This is a genomic window from Corynebacterium tapiri (genome assembly GCF_006334925.1).
GTDB lineage: Bacteria > Actinomycetota > Actinomycetes > Mycobacteriales > Mycobacteriaceae > Corynebacterium > Corynebacterium tapiri.
In genome coordinates this window covers 32408-52290 of the sequence record NZ_VDHJ01000007.1, presented here as the reverse complement: position 1 = coordinate 52290, position 19883 = coordinate 32408, and the positions used below count along the sequence as shown (strand labels likewise).

General features: G+C 60.2%; 19 protein-coding genes and 1 pseudogene. 7 read left to right on the top strand and 13 right to left on the bottom strand.

Features of this window, described 5'->3' with window-relative positions:
- Positions 1 to 7: 7 nt before the first annotated feature.
- A complete protein-coding gene (locus tag FHE74_RS05760; RefSeq protein ID WP_139465559.1) occupies positions 8 to 535 on the top strand; it encodes a MarR family transcriptional regulator in 528 nt (175 codons plus the stop codon).
- On the opposite strand, the gene FHE74_RS05755 is transcribed toward FHE74_RS05760, so the two are convergent.
- The 3 genes from FHE74_RS05755 to FHE74_RS05745 are packed head-to-tail and all read right to left on the bottom strand — an operon-like array spanning position 503 to position 2997.
- On the bottom strand, positions 503 to 1738 hold the full coding sequence (locus tag FHE74_RS05755; RefSeq protein ID WP_139465558.1) for an SPFH domain-containing protein: 1236 nt from the start codon (positions 1736 to 1738) through the stop codon (positions 503 to 505). The genes FHE74_RS05760 and FHE74_RS05755 overlap by 33 nt on opposite strands.
- The gene (locus tag FHE74_RS05750) at positions 1738 to 2163 is read right to left on the bottom strand and encodes an NfeD family protein (RefSeq protein ID WP_139465557.1); all 426 of its coding nucleotides are present in this window, start codon (positions 2161 to 2163) and stop codon (positions 1738 to 1740) included. The genes FHE74_RS05755 and FHE74_RS05750 overlap by 1 nt, the downstream gene beginning before the upstream one ends.
- Before the next feature lie 9 nt (positions 2164 to 2172).
- Entirely contained in the window at positions 2173 to 2997 is an 825-nt protein-coding gene (locus FHE74_RS05745; protein WP_139465556.1) for a DUF3097 domain-containing protein, read from the bottom strand.
- Positions 2998 to 3030: 33 nt separating this feature from the next.
- Here FHE74_RS05745 and FHE74_RS05740 point away from each other — a divergent pair, with 33 nt between their 5' ends.
- Positions 3031 to 3735: a hypothetical protein gene (locus FHE74_RS05740; RefSeq protein WP_139465555.1), complete on the top strand. Its 705-nt coding sequence runs from the start codon at positions 3031 to 3033 to the stop codon at positions 3733 to 3735.
- Positions 3736 to 3747: 12 nt separating this feature from the next.
- On the opposite strand, the gene FHE74_RS05735 is transcribed toward FHE74_RS05740, so the two are convergent.
- The 3 genes and pseudogenes from FHE74_RS05735 to FHE74_RS05725 all read right to left on the bottom strand — a co-directional run bounded on the left by FHE74_RS05735 (position 3748) and on the right by FHE74_RS05725 (position 6756).
- Positions 3748 to 4785, bottom strand: coding sequence for a ferrochelatase (locus tag FHE74_RS05735; RefSeq protein ID WP_139465554.1), 1038 nt, complete (start codon positions 4783 to 4785; stop codon positions 3748 to 3750).
- Between the two features lie 23 nt (positions 4786 to 4808).
- A pseudogene (locus FHE74_RS10860) lies at positions 4809 to 5219 on the bottom strand (NlpC/P60 family protein); the annotation flags it as partial.
- A 1075-nt stretch (positions 5220 to 6294) separates the two neighbouring features.
- Positions 6295 to 6756, bottom strand: coding sequence for an Rv1476 family membrane protein (locus tag FHE74_RS05725; protein WP_139465552.1), 462 nt, complete (start codon positions 6754 to 6756; stop codon positions 6295 to 6297).
- A gap of 206 nt (positions 6757 to 6962) precedes the next feature.
- Here FHE74_RS05725 and can point away from each other — a divergent pair, with 206 nt between their 5' ends.
- Entirely contained in the window at positions 6963 to 9782 is a 2820-nt protein-coding gene (can, locus tag FHE74_RS05720; protein ID WP_218973319.1) for an aconitate hydratase, read from the top strand.
- Positions 9783 to 9933: 151 nt separating this feature from the next.
- Positions 9934 to 10497: a TetR/AcrR family transcriptional regulator gene (locus tag FHE74_RS05715; protein ID WP_139465551.1), complete on the top strand. Its 564-nt coding sequence runs from the start codon at positions 9934 to 9936 to the stop codon at positions 10495 to 10497.
- 20 nt (positions 10498 to 10517) lie between these two features.
- On the opposite strand, the gene FHE74_RS05710 is transcribed toward FHE74_RS05715, so the two are convergent.
- Positions 10518 to 10742, bottom strand: coding sequence for a PLDc N-terminal domain-containing protein (locus FHE74_RS05710; protein ID WP_246049203.1), 225 nt, complete (start codon positions 10740 to 10742; stop codon positions 10518 to 10520).
- Between the two features lie 46 nt (positions 10743 to 10788).
- Between FHE74_RS05710 and FHE74_RS05705 the strand changes: the two genes are divergently transcribed.
- The 3 genes from FHE74_RS05705 to FHE74_RS05695 are packed head-to-tail and all read left to right on the top strand — an operon-like array spanning position 10789 to position 13880.
- The gene (locus FHE74_RS05705) at positions 10789 to 11052 is read left to right on the top strand and encodes an ACT domain-containing protein (protein WP_139465550.1); all 264 of its coding nucleotides are present in this window, start codon (positions 10789 to 10791) and stop codon (positions 11050 to 11052) included.
- A 4-nt stretch (positions 11053 to 11056) separates the two neighbouring features.
- Entirely contained in the window at positions 11057 to 12421 is a 1365-nt protein-coding gene (locus tag FHE74_RS05700) for a PFL family protein (RefSeq protein WP_139465549.1), read from the top strand.
- A 25-nt stretch (positions 12422 to 12446) separates the two neighbouring features.
- Positions 12447 to 13880, top strand: a complete 1434-nt coding sequence (locus FHE74_RS05695; RefSeq protein WP_139465548.1) for an amino acid permease — start codon at positions 12447 to 12449, stop codon at positions 13878 to 13880.
- A 12-nt stretch (positions 13881 to 13892) separates the two neighbouring features.
- Here the strand turns inward: FHE74_RS05695 and FHE74_RS05690 are convergent, their stop codons facing one another.
- The 6 genes from FHE74_RS05690 to sufC all read right to left on the bottom strand — a co-directional run bounded on the left by FHE74_RS05690 (position 13893) and on the right by sufC (position 19867).
- Positions 13893 to 15521 carry an ABC-F family ATP-binding cassette domain-containing protein gene (locus FHE74_RS05690; RefSeq protein WP_139465547.1) on the bottom strand — a complete coding sequence of 543 codons (1629 nt, stop codon included), beginning with the start codon at positions 15519 to 15521 and terminating at the stop codon, positions 13893 to 13895.
- A gap of 33 nt (positions 15522 to 15554) precedes the next feature.
- Positions 15555 to 16829, bottom strand: a complete 1275-nt coding sequence (locus FHE74_RS05685; RefSeq protein ID WP_180339692.1) for a sialidase family protein — start codon at positions 16827 to 16829, stop codon at positions 15555 to 15557.
- A 156-nt stretch (positions 16830 to 16985) separates the two neighbouring features.
- Positions 16986 to 17390, bottom strand: a complete 405-nt coding sequence (locus tag FHE74_RS05680; RefSeq protein WP_139465545.1) for a metal-sulfur cluster assembly factor — start codon at positions 17388 to 17390, stop codon at positions 16986 to 16988.
- Positions 17391 to 17393: 3 nt separating this feature from the next.
- Entirely contained in the window at positions 17394 to 17846 is a 453-nt protein-coding gene (sufU, locus tag FHE74_RS05675; protein ID WP_139465544.1) for a Fe-S cluster assembly sulfur transfer protein SufU, read from the bottom strand.
- On the bottom strand, positions 17847 to 19109 hold the full coding sequence (locus tag FHE74_RS05670) for a cysteine desulfurase (protein ID WP_139465543.1): 1263 nt from the start codon (positions 19107 to 19109) through the stop codon (positions 17847 to 17849).
- Positions 19109 to 19867, bottom strand: a complete 759-nt coding sequence (gene sufC, locus FHE74_RS05665; RefSeq protein WP_139465542.1) for a Fe-S cluster assembly ATPase SufC — start codon at positions 19865 to 19867, stop codon at positions 19109 to 19111. Before sufC ends, FHE74_RS05670 begins: the two co-directional genes overlap by 1 nt.
- Between the last annotated feature and the right edge of the window lie 16 nt (positions 19868 to 19883).

Genomic DNA, 19883 nt, shown 5'->3' with positions numbered 1-19883 from the left:
AGCGGGCATGTTTGTCGTCCATGCCCGTTATCGTGGCCGGGATAAGCGCCGGCGAGAGATCGTCGAATCGTCTGCGGAAGCCCTGTCTACTCTTCCTGGGGTACGCGGATTTAGCGCCAGTGGCGTGGAGGATATCCAGTCGCAGGTGGAGGACGCAGGAGCCGTTACTAGCGTGGTGATGGCGCTGCTTTCCGACGGAAACTGGGCCATCGCAATCGCCTGTGGCCAGCACGCTAAGGATCGAGCAGCACGCGCCTGCGGTCGCCGCCCAATGAGCGTGCGGGTAGTTGGAGACGAGGATGTCGAGGCAGTATTCCTGCTTCTCGCTCAGGTGCTGGGTAAGCGCACGCCCGAGGGCCGGGAGGCTACCTCACTTGTGCGCCGAGGGATGACCCAGAATGAAGCCGCTGGGCAGCTCGGCATTTCCAAGCAGGCGATGTCTCAACGCCTACAGGCCGCCGGATGGGCGGCAGAAAATGCCGGCTGGCAGCTCGCCGTGAACTTACTCGAGCTCTTCCGCGCTCGCTGCGTGTGACCCCTCAGCTGGTTCGACTGGCTGCTCGGCAACCTGAGCCTTCGGCTCGAGCGAGGGCGTTTCATTGTCCGGCCGGCGCAGGGATCGCTGGGCCAACTGGGCGGGATCTTCGTCCACGGGCTTTTGCGCCACGGCGTTGGCCTGGGCGACTGCCTCGGCAATCTCCGGAGACGATGCGGTGCTAAACCACGAGTCGGTGTTATCGGGCTCGGCCATCTTCCGGGTCTCCTCGTCCACACCAGGAGCCTCATAGCGGAAGACTCCCTCTGCGTCCTGCGTGGCAAAGGACTTGGCAAACTTCTCCAGCGTGTCGCCGAACTGCGAAGGGATCATCCACATCGTGGAGGCCTGTCCGTCTGCCATCTCTGGCAGCTTCTCCAGGTACTGGTAGGCAAGAACCTCCGGCGTGATGCGGGATGCCTTGATCGCCGCGTTGACCTTCTGAATGGAGCGGGCCTCACCCTGAGCGCGGAGGTACTTGGCGGCACGTTCACCCTCTGCGCGCAGAATCTCGGCCTGCCGATCCGCCTCAGCCTGCAGGATCGCGGCGTGCTTCTCACCTTCCGCGGAGAGGATGCGGGCCTGCTTCTTACCCTCTGCGGTCTTGATGTCGGATTCGCGCTGGCCCTCGGCGGTCAGGATCATCGCGCGCTTCTCCCGGTCCGCCTTCATCTGCATCTCCATGGACTGCTGAATCGACGGCGGCGGATCAATGGCCTTGAGCTCGACTCGGCTAATGCGCAATCCCCACTTCGCGGTGGCCGCGTCCAACTCACCGCGCAGGCGGCGGTTGATGGTGTCACGGCTAGTGAGGGTCTCCTCGAGCGTCATGCCACCCACAACGTCACGCAGGGTCGCCACTGAGATCTGTTCGACACCCACGATGTAGTTGTCCACGCCGTAGATCGCGCGTGCAGGCTCGTTGATCTGGAACGTAACCACGATGTCGATAGCGACCGTCAGGTTGTCCTGGGTGATCACCGCTTGCGGCGGGAAGGACACAACGCGTTCGCGCGTATCGACGCGCTCGCGCACCGTGTCGATGAACGGAACCAGTACGGTGAGACCGCCGGAGACCGTGCGTGTGTATTTACCCAGACGCTCGACGACGGCTGCCTCACCCTGCGGGATAAGAGCAATGGATTTGGCGATGAGCAGCACCACTAACGCGATGATGGCCGCCAATAAGATTAAGCCGAACATTATTCCTTCCAAACAATCGCTACGGGACCCTCGATAGCTGCCACAGTCACGACGTCTCCGGCCTGAACTGGATCCTTGGGGTCGAGAAGTCGAGCGCTCCAAATGGAACCATCGAGGCGGATCTGGCCTCCAGAACCATCGATAGCGTCAATGACGTGCGCCGTCTGCCCCACCAAGGATTGAGGTGAGGTGTCGAGGGCTGCAGGAGTATTCAAACGACGACGAAGCGCTGGTCGAAGAAACACCAGCAGCCCCACCGACGAGACGGCGAAGGTGAGCACTTCTGCCCACAATGGAACGTCGAAAAGCGCCACCCCAGCTGCGGCGGCAGCGCCCCCGGCGAGCATGAGAAGGGTGAACTCACCGGCCAGCAATTCCAGGCCAGCAAGAACGACAGTGACGATCAGCCAGATTAAAACTCCCACATAGCCAAGCTATCGTAAATCGGCCTTGGATACTGTGGGATCGGTAACGAAGTCGACTAGACGCTCCACCGCTCCAATTAGCGTGGGATCAATGTCGCGGAACGAGCTCACCGCCGAGGAAACGCGATGCCAGCCCTCCTTCGGATCAGACCAGCCTAATCGGCGGCACACCCCCGTCTTCCAATCTTCTCCATAGGGCACCTCGGGCCAGGCAGAAATTCCTACGCTCGAGGGCTTGACCGCTGCCCAAATATCGATGAACGGATGGCCCGTGACCATGACATGCTCGCCCACGTCGGCGGTCAAGCGCATCTCTTTCGATCCCTTAACCAGGTGATCGGCCAGCACCCCTACTCGGCGGCCCGGCCCCGGCCGGAATTCTCGGAGACGCTTCGGCAAATTGTCGAGTCCTTCGAGGTACTCCACAACGACACCCTCAACACGCAGATCGTGTCCCCACACCTGTTCCACGATGGCCGCATCGTGTATGCCCTCCACCCAGATCCGAGACGGGGCCGCAACTTTGGCCTGGACATTCTCAACACGCCTGGAACCGGAATTGGATCGCTGAACTGCTCGTTTAGTCACCGGCCGCCGCAGTGTTACGCGCTGGCCCTCGAACAAGAAGCCTCCGCGCAGCAGCTTGAATAGGCGCTGGCGTCCTCGCCGATCCTCGAGGCGTACAAACTCCCCGTCGTAGGTCCTCTCGCAGCCCACAACTGCGCCGACGAAGTCGTCGCCGTGAACTTCCACGACAATTCCGTACGCGGCATCAACAACCGGGTAATCACGTGGTCGGTTCCGTCGATGCCCCGAAAATATGTCCTCGTACATGGCCTCACACTGTATCTACTAGCCTTGCCCTCCATGGACATGCGCGCCGAAGTGTATTCACCCCTCCAGAACGCGTCCGTGTGGCTTGCGGCTTGGGTGCACGGAATGGAGCCTGCTGATGAGATGATCGAGGCTTGGGCAAGCCTAGGTTACAGCGCATCCATTGACCTACTAGGAGAGATTCGCCAGCGCATTGATCTCCAGGACATCCCCAGCGTGCGTTTGGTATTGAGCGGGGCTGGCGACGCCATGGGGCTTCCCGGCGATCATCGCGAGTCCATCGCGCTTGCCGGCTGTGGGCTACTTTTGCCCACCTGGGAGAACGAAGACGAGATTCTGACTCTTGGTCCTTCTCCGGCCTTGGCACCACCGATGTGGCTCAGCCCTGGTGAAGCAGACAGCATGCTGAGTGCGGCGGTGGATCAGGCTGCGAACCTCGTGGAGGCATCTGGCTATCGCACGGACTCTCTGCGCGCTCCCCGGCTCACAGTAGGAACCCTGGCGGACTTTTACGACACCCCAGGACTCCCTCCCTCTATTCCCCCGCGCGCCGCAAAGTTGTTTGCGCGCACAGACCAAGTAGCCGCGATTATTGAGACGGTAAAGAACCGGGTCGGCGAGCACAGCTTGGATGCGCACCTGCTTCCGCTGCTGCGAGTAGTGCGCACAGGCCGAATGGTGGGCGTAACGTACGCGGCCGCGGAGTATGCAAAGCTCAGCAGGCGACCTGGCAGATAGAATTTCGCCCTTCTACCCCACCGCAGAGCAGCATCCAGGGCGACATGGGTGACCATTCACAGTGCACCCTTGGACGCTCACTGCTCCGAGTCCTACGCGCAGGGAATCATTACTGAGCTCGTCAATGAGGTCCACGACCATGCGAGAAAAGCGTTCTGAGGGGCCCGCAGTACGTGTGCGGTGCACGGAAACACCGAGTTCCTGGGCAGCGCTGACCAGTTCGGTGTCCAGGTCCCAGATGACCTCCATGTGGTCCGAAATAAAACCAATGGGGCACACGACTACGTCACTGATACCGCCCTGTGCGAGGGCCTTTGTATGGTCCACAACGTCAGGCTCAAGCCACGGGGTTGCTGGGTTGCCTGAGCGGGACTGCCACACGACGTCGTAATCCGTGATCCCAGCGGCCTGCGCTACCAAGCGCGAGGCCTCAGCCACCTGCCGGGAATACAGGTTCTTATCACCCTCGCCACCGGCTTTGTTGTCCGCTTCGGAGGGAACCGAGTGGGCCGTAAAAAGGAGTTTGGTTGTGGGGAGATCTTCCGGAGCCACTTGGGAAAAGGACTCCTCCACAGCTTCTGCCATCTCCTCTATGAAAAGTGGATGGTCGAAGAACTGTCGCAGTTTGGTGAAGGTAATGGAGTCTGCAATCTCCCGGAGTCCTTGGATGTCCTCTTGGTATTGCAGACAGGCCGAGTAACCTCCCCACGCGGAGGTTGCTAGCACGAGCGCATCCTGTACGCCGTCCTTGACCATCTGCTCGACCGTTTCCTGGGCAAACGGGTGCCAATTTCGGTTGCCAAAGTACACCGGCAGGTCAATGTGACGCGCTTCCAGCTCGGCCCGGAGATTATCGATGATCTCCAGGTTGAGCTCGTTCAACGGACTCTTCCCACCAAAGTGGTAATAGTGCTCGCCCACGATCTCGAGTCGCTCGTCAGGGATATTGCGCCCACGGGTGACGTTGCGCAAGAACGGCACGACCTCCTCCGGGCGCTCCGGCCCGCCGAAAGAAAGAACGAGGAGTGAATCAAACTTTCGTATAGTCATGCCGACATCCTACGGCTCCGCGATTAGAGCAAGCGAACGACCTTGTCCGCCATCCCCTCGAAGCGCACCGGGGCCACCTGCACGGTCTGGCCGGAAGCCGGTGCTTCGACCATCGTCCCATCGCCCAGGTAGATGGCGACGTGCTCGCTGCCACCCGGGCCATAGAAGATCAAGTCGCCGCGCTGCATCTCTGATGGATCAACGGCGGTACCGCGGTTGTACATATATCCGCTGTAGTGCGGTAGATCCAGGCCAGCAGCAGCGAAGGCGTACTTCACTAGACCCGAGCAGTCGAAGCCAACCTTGCCGTAGTCTCCATTGGCATCGCCAACTCCACCGTCGCGCAGGCCAGCCGACGGACCGTCATTGGTGCCGCCACCCCACGCGTACGGCGTACCCACCTGAGCCAATGCACGCTGGACTACAGACTCGATATCACCAGCAGATGCTGCCTCCGGCGTGGAAGTCTTCTGCGATTCATCCGTAGCTACCGCACTGGTCTCTGCCACGGACGGCGTATCGACGCTCCCTTCAGCCGCAACGGTCGGCGTAGCCGTGCTGTTCTCTTCCGCGGTAGGCGTATCGACGCCCCCTGTAGCCGATTCTGCAGATTCCATTGGCTTTTCTGGCTCGGAGACTGCTGAAGCGGTAGCGGTCTCCGCATTGTTGGTCGAGGTAATCGCCTTCTCGTGGTCGGCTGCCTGATCACGCAGGGTGGTCAGCTCGGTTTCCTTAGCTGCCTGCGTTGCACGCTGGGCCTCGAGGGAGCGGACCACGGAACGCTGGCGTTCCACCTGCTGGGGCGTCACCGTGCTGTTGCCATCGGCAAAGACCGCGCGAGAAAGGTCGTCGAGAAGCTTCTGGGCCTGCTGCAGGGCTTGCGTCGTACGAGCCAGGTCCTGTTGCGCGCTTGATAGCGCACGGTTGGTGGCATCCAGATCAACAACGGCGTTGGCCGAATCGGTTGAAGGCGAAGCTGTGACTCCGAGCGACTCGAGGGTCTTCAGAATGTTCTCTAGCTCCGTGAGGTGCTGTTGAGCTTCACCAGCGGTGGATGAAAGGTCATTGATTGGATTGGCGTGCGCGGTGGCTGTGCCCGACATAACGGACAGCGCCGCGGCACCAGCGACGGCGTATGCACGTCGCTTCTGCAGCGTGGGGGCCACGTGATCTCCTTAGTCACGTCAAGCCAGTGGCATTGACTTGACGCGGATAGGCGTACGGAAAATTCGGCTCACGAGCCACCCACTGTCCCCAGCTTCGCGCGTGCTTCCCCACATGCTCGAAGGAGTGACGTGTGTCGACGGTCAGGTCGACGGGCTTGATACTCGAGGGGCAAAGAACACCTCGTGAGCCACACCGAACACCATAGGTCACAATTTGGTCAAGTTGCACACCTTTAACATCTGCCACATTCACAGAAAAAGCCCCGGCGCCATATGACGTCGAGGCTGCCTGGGGCTTTAAGTCCAGTTTAAGAAATAGTGATGCTTATCACACCCCTAGGGGTCAAGGCTTCACCCTTGTCTGCATGGCGGCAATTGCTGCCGAGATCGCAAGGATTAACAGCACCACCACCGTGATCACCAGGAAGGGAAAATCAGGAGAGTCGAGTTCGGTAAAGAGGCTTCGCGTGCCGGCAATATAGTCAGGATTAGACGCTAGCGACCACTCTGCCGATTCAATCTCCGCTCTGCTGTGGGAGGCGCTTACGACTGCAGCCGCTTCAGGGCTACGCACGATGACCGTGTCCAATCCGGACGTGTTCATGACGTCCTGGGCCAAATCGCGCAATTCCGGCGCGCTACCCGCGTGTTCTGGAACGACCACGATGCCCGAATCGTCGATAAGCGCCTCGCGCAGACCGTGCTCTAGAGCCGGATCTGCCGGCAAATTGTGGAAAGCAACGGAGTCTTCGTCTAATTGTTGGGCGATCTCCGCAACAAGCGTTGGGTCCGACAGGTGGCTCATGGGCATAAACCTTAGGGCGCGATCCTTACTAGATGGGGGTAGCGAGGCGCGTCGAATACAAACAGAACGCTTGTACTGTTAAGCTTTGGCCCAGACGCTTGATCCTTGGGACGTAAACTCGGTCCTGGACCTACCAGCGTTCACCGGAACACCCGCCCACCTAAGGCGGGCGGCAAACCGTGATAGTCAATGAAATGGAGCTCACTGTGACTGAAAGCAAGAACTCCTTCAATGCCAAGCGCACCCTCGAGGTCGGCGAGAAGTCCTACGACTACTTCGCGCTCGATGCAGTGCCTGGCATGGAGAAGCTTCCCTATTCCCTGAAGGTGCTCGGCGAGAACTTGCTGCGTACCGAAGACGGCAAGAACGTGACTGAGGATCACATTCAGGCCATCGCTAACTGGGACCCGAAGGCCGAGCCCTCCACCGAGATCCAGTTCACCCCGGCCCGCGTCCTCATGCAGGACTTCACAGGCGTTCCCTGCGTGGTGGACTTGGCCACCATGCGTGAGGCCGTCTCCACCCTGGGTGGAAACCCGGATCAGGTGAACCCCTTGAACCCGGCCGAGATGGTCATCGACCACTCCGTCATCGTGGAGGCTTTCGGTCGTCCGGACGCCCTCGACAAGAACGTCGAGATCGAGTACGAGCGCAACCAAGAGCGCTACCAGTTCCTGCGTTGGGGTGCAGAGAACTTCTCCAACTTCAAGGTTGTTCCTCCGGGAACCGGCATCGTCCACCAGGTCAACATTGAGTACCTGTCCCGCGTTGTCTTCGACAACGAGGGCGTTGCCTACCCGGATACCTGCATTGGTACCGACTCCCACACCACCATGGAGAACGGCCTGGGCATCCTGGGCTGGGGCGTCGGCGGCATCGAGGCCGAGGCAGCCATGCTGGGCCAGCCGGTCTCCATGCTGATCCCGCGCGTCGTGGGTTTCAAGCTCACCGGCGATATCCCGGTCGGTGTGACCGCTACCGACGTGGTGCTGACCATCACCGACATGCTGCGCGAGCACGGTGTAGTGGGCAAGTTCGTTGAGTTCTACGGCAACGGTGTGAAGGCTGTGCCGCTGGCCAACCGCGCCACCATCGGCAACATGTCCCCCGAGTTCGGCTCTACCTGCGCGATCTTCCCGATCGACGAGGAAACCATCAAGTACCTCGAGCTGACTGGCCGCGACGAGCAGCAGATCAAGCGCGTCGAAGCCTACGCCAAGGCACAGGGCATGTGGCTGGAGCAGGACGCTCCGGAGGCCGAGTACTCGGAGTACCTCGAGCTCGATCTGTCCACCGTCGTCCCGTCCATCGCCGGCCCGAAGCGTCCGCAGGACCGTATCCTGCTGTCCGAGGCCAAGGACACCTTCCGCAACCAAGTCACCGACTTCACCCAGGATCCGGTCGCCGAAGACGAGTCCAAGGCCGCCGAGAAGATGGGTGCCGAGGGCGAGGACCAGCACGAGTACGACAAGTCCTCCGCTGAAGACTTCAACTCCTCCTGGCCGGGTCGTGGCGAGTCCGCAGCCGCGGGCGCTGCAGGCCGTCCGTCCAAGCCGGTGAAGGTCACCTCCAGCGCTGGAGGCGAGTTCACGCTCGACCACGGCATGGTTGCCATTGCCGCGATCACCTCCTGCACCAACACCTCCAACCCGTCCGTCATGGTGGGTGCTGGCCTCCTGGCCCGCAAGGCCAACGAGCTCGGCCTGCGCGCCAAGCCGTGGGTCAAGACGATCATGGCTCCGGGTTCCCAGGTCGTCGACGGTTACTACAAGCGCGCTGATCTCTGGAAGGACCTAGAGGCTCTCGGCTTCTACCTCGCAGGCTTCGGTTGCACCACCTGCATCGGTAACTCCGGTCCGCTTCCGCAGGAGATCTCGGATGCGATCAACGATAACGATCTGACCGCTACCGCCGTCCTGTCCGGTAACCGAAACTTCGAGGGACGTATCTCCCCCGACGTGAAGATGAACTACCTGGCTTCCCCGCTGCTGGTCATCGCTTACGCCATCGCGGGCACCATGGACTTCGACTTCGAGTCCCAGCCGCTGGGCAAGGGCAAGGACGGCCAGGACGTCTACCTCAAGGACGTGTGGCCCTCCACCGAGGAGATCGAGGAGACCATTTCCCAGGCGATCTCCCGCGAGATGTACCTGGCCGACTACGCCGACGTGTTCAAGGGTGACGAGTCCTGGCAGAACCTGGACATCCCGACTGGCAAGACCTTCGACTGGAACGACGACTCCACCTACGTCCGCAAGGCTCCGTACTTCGACGGCATGCCCACCGAGCCGGCTCCGCTGGAGGACATCACCGGGGCTCGCGTTCTGGCCAAGCTGGGCGATTCGGTCACCACCGACCACATCTCCCCTGCTTCCTCGATCAAGCCGGGCACCCCTGCCGCTAACTACCTCGACGAGAATGGCGTGGAGCGCAAGGACTACAACTCCTTCGGTTCTCGCCGCGGCAACCACGAGGTTATGGTTCGCGGTACCTTCGCCAACATCCGTCTGCGCAACCAGCTCGTCGACGTTGCGGGTGGCTACACCCTCGACTTCACCAAGGAGGACAAGCCGCAGTCCTTCATCTACGACGCAGCGCAGAACTACAAGGAGGCTGGCACTCCCCTCGTGGTAATCGCTGGTAAGGAGTACGGAACCGGCTCCTCCCGCGACTGGGCTGCTAAGGGCACCAACCTGCTCGGTGTGAAGGCCGTCATCACCGAGTCCTTCGAGCGCATCCACCGCTCCAACCTGATCGGCATGGGTGTTATCCCGCTGCAGTTCCCGCAGGGCGAGTCCCACGAGTCTCTCGGCCTGGATGGTCACGAGACGTTCGACATCACGGGTATCACCGCCTTCAACGAGGGCGAGCAGATCCCGTCGACTGTCCACGTAACGGCTACCAAGGAGAGTGGCGAGACCGTCGAGTTCGACGCTGTCGTTCGCATCGATACCCCTGGTGAGGCTGAGTACTACCGCCACGGCGGCATCCTGCAGTACGTGCTGCGTCAGATGGTCAAGGCCTAACTCGCCTGATCACGGCAGGGCGCCCGCGGACCGTTAGGTCACCCGGCGCCGTGCGCTGAGAGTGGGGGCCGAGCACTGAAAGAGCGTGCTGGCCCCCACTCGCCCTATTACTTATTGATCAACTTTTCTCAAGAGAAAGACCCCGCCGAACGTGCCTGTAGTCAGCGACGAAGAACTGCATCGTCGGCGCCACGAGATTATCGAGGCGGCCCGGGAATGCTTTGCGGAATTCGGATACGAAGGCGCCACTGTGCGGCGCTTGGAGCAGGCCACAGGCAAATCTCGCGGGGCAATTTTTCACCATTTCGGAGATAAAGAGAGCCTGTTCCTCGAGGTCGCGCGTGCCGACGCCATTCGGCAGGCCGATATTGTTTCCTCCTCCGGTCTGGTCGAGGTCATGCGCGACATCTTGCGGGAGCCTTCCCGGCACAAGTGGCTAGCCACCCGCCTCGAGATCGCCTCCATCCTGCGTACAGACCCCACTTTCCGCGCGCGTTGGCAAGAACATCAGGCAACGCTCGACGAGGCCGTCCACCGCCGACTGGAAGAGAACCTAGCTAAAGACAGTATGCGCACTGATGTGGACGTCGACGTGTTGCAGATGTTTCTAGAAACCGTGATGGATGGGTTCATTACACGCTTTGCCTCCGGGCAAGATCTGGAGCGCATGCAAGAAGTCCTCGACATTGCCGAGGATGCAGTCCGGAGGAAGTAAACGTTCGATGCGGTTGAGGGCTAGCGTCGTCCAGCGAGGAAGTACGCCGCTGGCCCTACCCCGTTGATCCCCTGGGCGAGAATCCATACCCATTTGGGTCCCCGGACGTTGGCTGCTGGCCGGCGAACGATGTCGACGACCGCAGCAATCTTGGCCGCAATGTCCGCCGCTGCAAGGCCGATCACGGGTAGGCGAACGTAGGTGGGAAGGTCGAGAAATTCCTTCTTCAGCTGGCTCTTATCCATAGCGGAATTTTATCGCATGGATCACACCTGCGGATAGACTAAGACCATGATTGCCATCATGACTGTGACAGGCGCTGATCGAACCGGAATCATCGCCGCTGTGACCACTGAACTAGCCCGACAGAACGTCAATATTCTCAACGTGTCCCAGATGTTGATGGATGACCTGTTCACAATGATCCTGCGTGTCGACCTCGGGGACTTGGCCATCGAACAGCTTCAGGCTTCAATGGACGCGCTAGGAACTCAGGAAAAGTTGGTCATCCGTGTCCAGTCGGAGGCCCTGTTCACTGCGGTCAACGAGGTATAGGTCAATGACTACTGATTTTCGGGCGCACGGTGTCTTGGACACCATCGACATGATCGAGAAGTACCGCCTGGACATTCGCACCGTAACCATGGGCATCTCCTTGCTGGAGTGCTCGCGCAACACGATGGAGGAAACCGCACAGGCGGTCTATGACCGGGTTACCAGCCAGGCGGAGCGCCTAGTGGAAGTGTGCCAAGGCATCGAGCGTGAGCTCGGCATTCCCATCGTGAACAAGCGCATTTCGGTCACGCCGATTTCGCTCATTACCGCTGGCTGCTCCGGCGACCCGATTGCGGTAGCGCGAGCGTTGGACCGGGCCGCGCACGCTGTCGGTGTGAACTTCATTGGTGGTTACTCAGCGCTGGTGGAAAAAGGTGCGACGAGTGCTGAAAAGCTACTCATCCGCTCGCTTCCGCAGGCGCTCTCGGAAACCGACGTGGTGTGTGGCTCGGTCAACGTTGCGTCCTCGCGAGCCGGCATCAATATGAATGCCGTCCGCGAGATGGGGCAGGTAATCAAGGAGGCCGCCCACCTCACACGCGATTCATCAGCCATCGCCTGCGCCAAGCTGGTGGTGTTTGCCAATGCTGTCGGAGACAATCCGTTTATGGCTGGCGCTTTCCACGGCGTTGAGGAGCCTGACTGCGTTATCTCCGTGGGAGTTTCCGGACCAGGAGTGGTGGATCGCGCATTAGGGTCGCTCGAATCCGCCAGCCTCGATGAGGTCGCCGAGGAGATCAAGAAGGCCGCCTTCAAGATCACGCGAACCGGTCAGCTCGTTGGATCTTTGGCGGCGCAGCGCCTAGGCGTTCCGTTCGGCATTGTCGATCTTTCCTTGGCGCCTACTGCTGAACTCGGCGATTCGGTCGGCCACATTCTGGAACACATGGGTCTGGATCAGGTGGGAACGCACGGCACCACCGCTGCTCTGGCATTGCTTAACGACGCGGTGAAGAAGGGCGGAATGATGGCCTCGGCTCGCGTGGGCGGGCTTTCTGGTTCTTTCATCCCGGTATCCGAGGACAAGGGAATGATCGATGCTGTCCGCTCCGGTGCAATCAGCGTGGACAAGCTCGAGGCGATGACCTCGATCTGCAGTGTCGGGCTGGATATGGTGGCCATCCCGGGCGACACCCCAGCTGAAACCATCTCTGGCATGATTGCCGACGAGGCTGCGATCGGTGTGATGAACCATAAGACCACCGCGGTACGAGTCATCCCGGCTCCGGGGACTCTCGCAGGCGATGACGTCAACTTTGGCGGGCTCTTGGGATACGCGCCTGTCATCCCAGTCAATTCTGTAGGGAATGCCAATTTCATTAACAGAGGAGGATTCATTCCCGCGCCTGTTCACGGTTTCCGCAACTAGAAACTTCTCTGGTAAACAGTTTTTTATGTCTGATTCGTCGACCGAACTAAAAAGGTCTCTGTCCCTGCGACACCTCACCATGATCGCTGTCGGCGGGTCAATTGGTACGGGGTTGTTCGTCGCCTCCGGTTCCACGATTTCGCAAGCTGGACCCGGTGGCGCCCTTCTTGCCTATGCCTTGATTGGCTTCATGGTCTGGCTGGTCATGCAGTCGCTTGGCGAGATGGCAGCCTACCTCCCCGTCGCGGGTTCGTTCCAGGACTACGGGTCTCGGTTCGTCTCCCCTTCTTTCGGCTTCGCCATCGGGTGGAACTACTGGTTTAACTGGGCCATCACGCTGGCCGCGGAACTCGTAGCTGCCGCGCTGGTGATGAAGTTCTGGTTCCCCGACACCCCTGCCGTCCTCTGGTCGGCGCTCTTTTTGGCGCTTGTGTTTGGGCTCAATGCGTTAAGCGCGCGCTCGTTCGGCGAGGGCGAGTTCTGGTTCGCATCGATCAAGGTCATCACTGTACTGGTATTCCTCGTGCTGGGTGTTGCCACTATCTTTGGCATCCTCGGAGGAGAGCCGACTGGCTTCCAGAATTGGACTACCGGCGATGCACCGTTCGTAAACGGCGGCCTGGGCGTTCTCGCAGTATTCATCGCCGCCGGATACTCCTTCCAAGGAACTGAGCTGGTCGGCGTGGCCGCGGGCGAAGCCGAAGATCCTGAGAAGACACTCCCCCGCGCGATCCGCACCATCTTCTGGCGCATCCTACTGTTTTACATTGGTGCAATTGCCGTCATTGGCTTTCTTATCCCGTACACCGATGAGCGCCTACTCGCCGCTTCGGAAGACAACATCGCCGTTTCGCCGTTCACGTTGGTCTTTGATAATGCCGGCGTGGCCATCGCTGCCAGTGTGATGAACGCCGTGATCTTGACCTCAGTGCTCTCCGCCGGAAACTCTGGCCTTTACGCCTCCACGCGCATGCTGTACTCAATGGCCAAGGAAGGGCTCGCCCCTAAGATCTTTGGCTCACTGTCCTCTCACAAGGTCCCGATTCCCGCGCTCATTGCTACCGCAGCCGTGGGAATGTTCGGCTTTGTGACGTCCTTGGTGGGCGACGGCGTGGCCTACATCTTCCTGCTTACGCTGAGCGCCCTGGCGGGATTTATCACCTGGATCGGCATCGCGTATTGCCACGTAAAATTCCGCGCGGCTCTGAAGGCTCAAGGCATCGAGCTTTCCACTCTGCCGTACCGTGCTCCGCTCGGCGCCACAGGTTCGCTCATCGCGCTGGTGATGTGCGGCTTCGTTGTGCTTGGACAGGCCTACGCCCCCATCACCAGCGGGGAAAACCTGGGCGCGATTTTGACGCCGTACCTGGGCATCCCGGTGTTCCTCGCGTTGTGGTGGGGACACAAAGTGGTGACCAAGTCACAGCCGGTGAGCCCGGCTGAGGCCCAGCTGAACTAGCGCCACATTAAGCTACGCCAGCTCAACGATCTCCATATAGGAATCGGACCACAGGTCCTCGTCTCCGTCGGGCATTATGATGACCCGCTCGGGTTCGAGGGCCTTTACTGCGCCTGGATCGTGGGTAACCAGCACAACTGCGCCGGTGTAGGTCTTGAGAGCGTCCAGCACCTGCTCACGCGATATGGGGTCGAGGTTGTTGGTGGGCTCGTCGAGAAGCAAGACGTTGGCTCGGGAAGAGACCAGCGTCGCTAGGGACAAACGAGTTTTTTCACCACCTGACAGTGTGCCCGCCGGCTGCTCCAACTTGTCGCCGGAAAACATGAAGGCACCAAGAAGAGAGCGGAGGTCCTGCTCGTTGGCATCTGGGCAGGCGTTGATGGTGTTTTCCCAGACCGACTGGCTGCCGTCAATCGTGTCGTGCTCCTGGGCAAAGTACCCGATCTTCAGCCCGTGGCCGGTGACGATTCCGCCCTCACCGTCGGTGCGTTCCACACCAGCCAGCATCTTGAGAAGAGTGGTTTTACCTGCGCCGTTATAGCCTAGGACAACGACTCGGGAACCCCGGTCAATGGCTAGGTCCACCCCGGCGAATACCTCAAGAGAGCCGTACATCTTGGTAAGGCCCTTGGCGTTCATAGGGGTCTTGCCGCAGGGAGCTGGCTCTGGGAAGGAGATGTTGGCCACCTTGTCGGCCACTCGGACCTCGTCAAGCTGGTTCATCATGCGGTCAGCTCGAGCAAGCATCTGCTTTGCAGCCGCAGCCTTGGTGGCCTTTGCGCCGAGCTTGGCGGCCTGCTTTTGCAGTGCCGAAGCCTTCTTCTCTGCGTTTGCACGCTCGCGGCGTCGACGAGCCTCATCGAGGGCGCGGGCATCCTTGTACTTGGAAAAGCCCATGTTGTACACGTCGGCCTCGCCCCGGACTGCATCCAGGAACCACACCTTGTTGCACACGGCGTCCAGCAGTTCGACGTCGTGCGAGATCATGATCAGCCCACCTTCGTGCTTGGACAGGAAGGTGCGCAACCAGCCGATGGAGTCAGCATCTAGGTGGTTGGTGGGCTCGTCGAGAAGCAAAGTCGTCGCGGATTTCCCGGACCCGTTCGTTGCAGCGAACAAGATCTGAGCGAGTTCGACACGGCGTCGCTGACCACCGGATAGCGTATTGAGCTGCTGGTCGAGAATGCGAGCCTCTAAGCCCAAGTTGTCGCAGATTTGGGCTGCCTCGGAGTCTGCCTCGTAGCCTCCCAGGGCAGCGAAGCGTTCCTCCAGCTTGGAGTAGCGGTCAATGGCTTTATCGCGCTTAGCGCCTTCGGACTCCTCCATGATGGCATGCTGCTTGGCCATCGAGCGCTTGATCTCGTCCAATCCACGGGCAGAAAGAACGCGATCACGAGCTGTTTGTTCGATGTTGCCCTCTCGAGAGTCCTGCGGAAGGTAACCGATGTCGCCCGAACGGGTCACGGAGCCACCGTAAGGCTCCGTCTCCCCTGCCAGAATGCGCATGGTGGTGGTCTTGCCAGCGCCGTTGCGCCCGACCAACCCGATGCGGTCACCAGGCTGCACACGAAGGTGCTGCCCAGGGGCATTGAGGAGGGTGCGGGCGCCTACGCGAACTTCCAGGTCATTGGTGACAATCACGAGCGTTGATCGTATCAGGCCACCGAAGAAGCCCTACTCCAGACAGGTCGAACCCAACCAGGACAACGAGAAGGTGGAGAACACGATGGAGTACGAGTCCGCATGATCCTCCCAGAGCATGCCGATTCGACCGTCTGGCAGGGTTGCCATCGAGGTGTAATCGACCGGCCCTTCGTGGAACTCCTTGGACACCGGCCACGTCTGACCGTCGTCACAACTCATCCTGATGGTTCCATGGTTGCGCTCTGTGGTGGATGCAGTATTGGAGAAGAGCAGAACCTTAGCTTCCTTACTCCCCTGGGGCGCATTAGGGAACGCGCGGATCACAGAGGCATTGTTGCGCGGATCAGGTAGGTTCGGGTCGGCCACTGGCTCGGTCCAGGTCTCGCCGCCATCATCCGAATAGGACACGACTCGGGTGGTTCCTTCTCCCTTGACACGGCCGTTCATCATCAGGCGACCGTCGGAAAGCTCCACAATCTTGTTTTCATCACCGGTGTGTCCAAACGGCTGGCCATGGGACCAGGTGATGCCGAAGTCATCGGAATACCAGGCCACATACGCCCATGTCCCGTCCTCTTGAATTGTCATCGCGGGCTGAACGAGGCGTCCGCGGTGCTCGCCGTAGTGGAGCTGAATACCATTGCCGGAGGTTGCAAATCGACCGCGGTCCTCGGGGCTGGAGACCTCAGAGGTGATCAATCGGTGCTGCCATGTCTGCCCGTCATCAAACGAGCGCGCGTGATTGACGTGTATAGCATCTTTCTGGTCTGGATCTGTTCCGGGAACCGAGGCAGCAATTCCTGCCTTAAGGGAGCGGACATGGATGTTGTGAACGGTTCCGGTATGCCAATTGACAATCAGGCTGGGATCGGAGAACCCTTCGGGAGTACTCGGGTCCCCTTTGGCGACGACAGTCTCGGAACCGAATGTTGCGCCGTTGTCAGTGGAAACCCGCTGCACGATGTCGTTGGGGTTCGGAGCATCCGCGCAGCTTCCCGGGCGTCCGTCGTAGCTAGCAATTACGCTGCCGCGGGGAGAGACCGCGAGGGCAGGAATGCGGTAGCAGTCATATCCCTCTCCGGAAACCGCCAGGGTCTGCCGCGTGAACTCGCCCTCCACCTGCGGATCGGCATCGAATCCGTACCCGGGATCCTGGTCGTCCAAGGAAGACAAACCGAGGGAAGACAAACCTAGGGAGGAAGGGCTGGAATTCCCAATCGCACCGTGAGCGGGGACGGGATAGAGCATGACGGTACTGACCATTCCAACAGCGAGCGTTGTGGCCAAGCGGTGTGAACACAGCATGGGGATCACCTTCCTGAGCTGGGACTGTGTTCTACCTAACATTAGAAGAGTCGGACATCAGATATCTGAACTTTGTGCTGGAAAGCGAAGAAAATAGAGAAAACCCCCGCTCGGGACACCCTAAGGATGCCCGAAACGGGGGTAATTTCTGGGCAGCTAGACTGCGAACCCCAGGGCGCGCAGCTGCTCCCGACCTTCCTCGGTGATCATGTGTGGGCCCCACGGGGGCATCCACACCCAATTCAGGATCAAAGCCTCAGCGTCAGTGTTGCCCACAACCGCGCTCGTAGCTTGATCCTCGATCACATCAGTCAGTGGGCAGGCCGGAGAGGTCAACGTCATGTTGACTACCGCGGTGTGTGCTCCAGCCTCGGAAGTTTCGATCCAAATGTCGTACACCAGACCGAGGTCCACCACATTGATTCCCAACTCGGGGTCGATGACGTCGCGCAGATACTCCTCGACGTCGCCGACGAGCTTGAGCTGCTCCTCAGTCTGCTCTGGCTTCTGCCCTGCCCCGTCGAAGTTGGAACTGCTCTCGGTGTTCTCAGGTTCAGTCATGATTTAGCTCTCCTTCGTTTCCAGCGCCTCAGAGGTCGCTGCTTGGAACGCCTTCCATCCCAGGAGGGCGCACTTCACACGTGCTGGGAACTTGGCCACCCCGGAAAAGGCCACGCCGTCTCCGATGAGCTCGGCGTCTCCCTCCTCTTGGCCGCGCGAGGTGATCATGTGCTCGAAAGCCTCGAGCTTCTCTAACGCCTCAGCCACGGGGAGACCGATAATTTCTTCCGCCATCACAGAGGTCGACGCCTGCGAGATCGAGCATCCTTCGGCGTCATAGGAGACGTCCTCGACAGTCTTCCCGTCCTCGGACACTTTGACGCGCAGAGTTAGCTCGTCGCCACAGGAGGGGTTGACGTGGTGGACCTCCGCGTCAAAGGGATCACGCAGCCCCGCATGGCTGGGGTTCTTGTAGTGGTCCAGGATGACTTCCTGGTACATCGACTCCATGTTCATCTACTTCACTCCAAAGAAATTCTGCGCGTAGACGATCGCATCGGCCAGCGCGTCGATCTCGTCTTCGGTGTTGTAAAGGTAGAAGCTTGCCCGGGCGGTCGACTGCGCATCCAAGGCGCGGTGAGCGGGCCAGGCGCAGTGATGACCAGTGCGGATCGAAACCCCGCGCGAATCCAGCATTTGCCCGAGGTCGTGCGGGTGAACGCCCTCAACGGTAAAGGAGATCGCTCCTCCGCGCCGTTCAGCTGACGTGGGCCCAATGATGCGCACCCCCTTGATAGCCGTGAGCTTTTCCAGCGCATAGGCCGTCAGCCAGTTCTCATGGGCAGCGATGTTTTCCATCCCCACGTCATTGAGGAACCGAACGGCTTCTCCCAAACCCACCACCTGGCTGGTCATCTGAGTTCCTGCCTCGAATCGCTGAGGCGCCGGCGCAAAGGTGGACCCTTCCATCTTCACAACCTCGATCATTGACCCACCGGTGAGGAAGGGCGGCAGCATCTGCAGATAATTCGCCCGTCCGTAGAGCACGCCGACGCCGCTTGGGCCACACATCTTGTGGCCGGAGAAAGCGGCGAAGTCGACGTCCAGCTGGTGAAAGTCCACCGGCATGTGCGGTACAGACTGGCAGGCGTCGAGGACCACAAGTGCACCCACCTCGCGGGCGCGCCGCACCATCTCCTGCACATCTGCGACTGCACCGGTGACGTTGGACTGGTGCGTAAAGGCAACGACCTTGACGGATTCGTCCAGCTCGAGTGAGTCCAGGTCAATACGCCCGTCCTCGGTTGTGCCGTACCACTTCAGCGTGGCACCTGTGCGCTGACAAAGTTCCTGCCAGGGAACGAGGTTCGCGTGGTGCTCAAGCTCAGTGACCACGACCGTATCCCCTTCTGAGACTCGCAGCTCACCCGATCGCTCGTCACCCAAGGTAAAGGCAACCAGGTTGAGTGCCTCGGTCGCGTTCTTGGTGAAGGCAATCTCCGTGGAACGCGCACCTACAAAAGCCGCGATGTCTTCGCGGGCACCCTCGTAAGCATCCGTCGCTTCTTCCGCCAACTGGTAGGAGCCGCGGTGGACGGGAGCGTTGGTGCCCAGCACAAATCGCTCCTCTGCCCGCCACACGCGTTCCGGGCGCTGAGAGGTAGCACCAGAGTCCAGGTAAATCAGCGGCTGATTATCACGGACAGTACGTGCGAGGATGGGGAACTCGCTGCGAACGGCCGCGACATCCAGCTGGCCTTGAGCATCCACGTACGACATTAGGCCAGGAACTGATCGTAGCCGTCGGCCTCAAGCGCATCGGCCAACTCTGCGCCGCCGGTCTTAATGATCTGACCACCTGCAAAGACGTGGACGTAGTCGGGCTTGACGTAGTTGAGGATGCGCTTGTAGTGCGTGATCAGCAGGATGCCGCCGTTGTTCTCGTCCTGGTAGCGGTTCACGCCCTCGGACACGATGCGCAGGGCGTCGACGTCCAGGCCTGAGTCGGTCTCGTCCAGAACGGCAAACTTGGGCTTAAGCAGGCCAAGCTGCATAACCTCGTGCCGCTTCTTCTCGCCACCGGAGAAGCCCTCGTTGACCGAGCGCTCGCTGAAGGACTTGTCGATGGAGAGTGCCTCGCGTGCCTGGTTAACTTCCTTGACCCACTCACGCAGAGAGGGAGCCTCACCACGGGTGTGGGTTACAGCGGTACGCATGAAGTTAGACGTGGACACGCCCGGCACCTCGGTCGGGTACTGCATTGCCAGGAACAGGCCCGCGCGCGCACGCTCGTCAACCTCCAGATCGAGGATGTTGACGCCGTCGAGAAGCACCTCACCCTCGGTGACTTCGTAGCGCGGGTGTCCGGACAGGGTGTAGGCCAGCGTGGACTTGCCGGAGCCATTTGGGCCCATGATGGCGTGGGTTTCGCCGGAATTGATCGTCAGGTTCACGCCCTTGAGGATCGGCTTCGGCTCGGCGCCCTCCTGGCTAGGCAGGACCTGGGCGTGGAGGTTCTTGATTTCCAGAGTGCTCATTGTCGTGCGTTCCTCT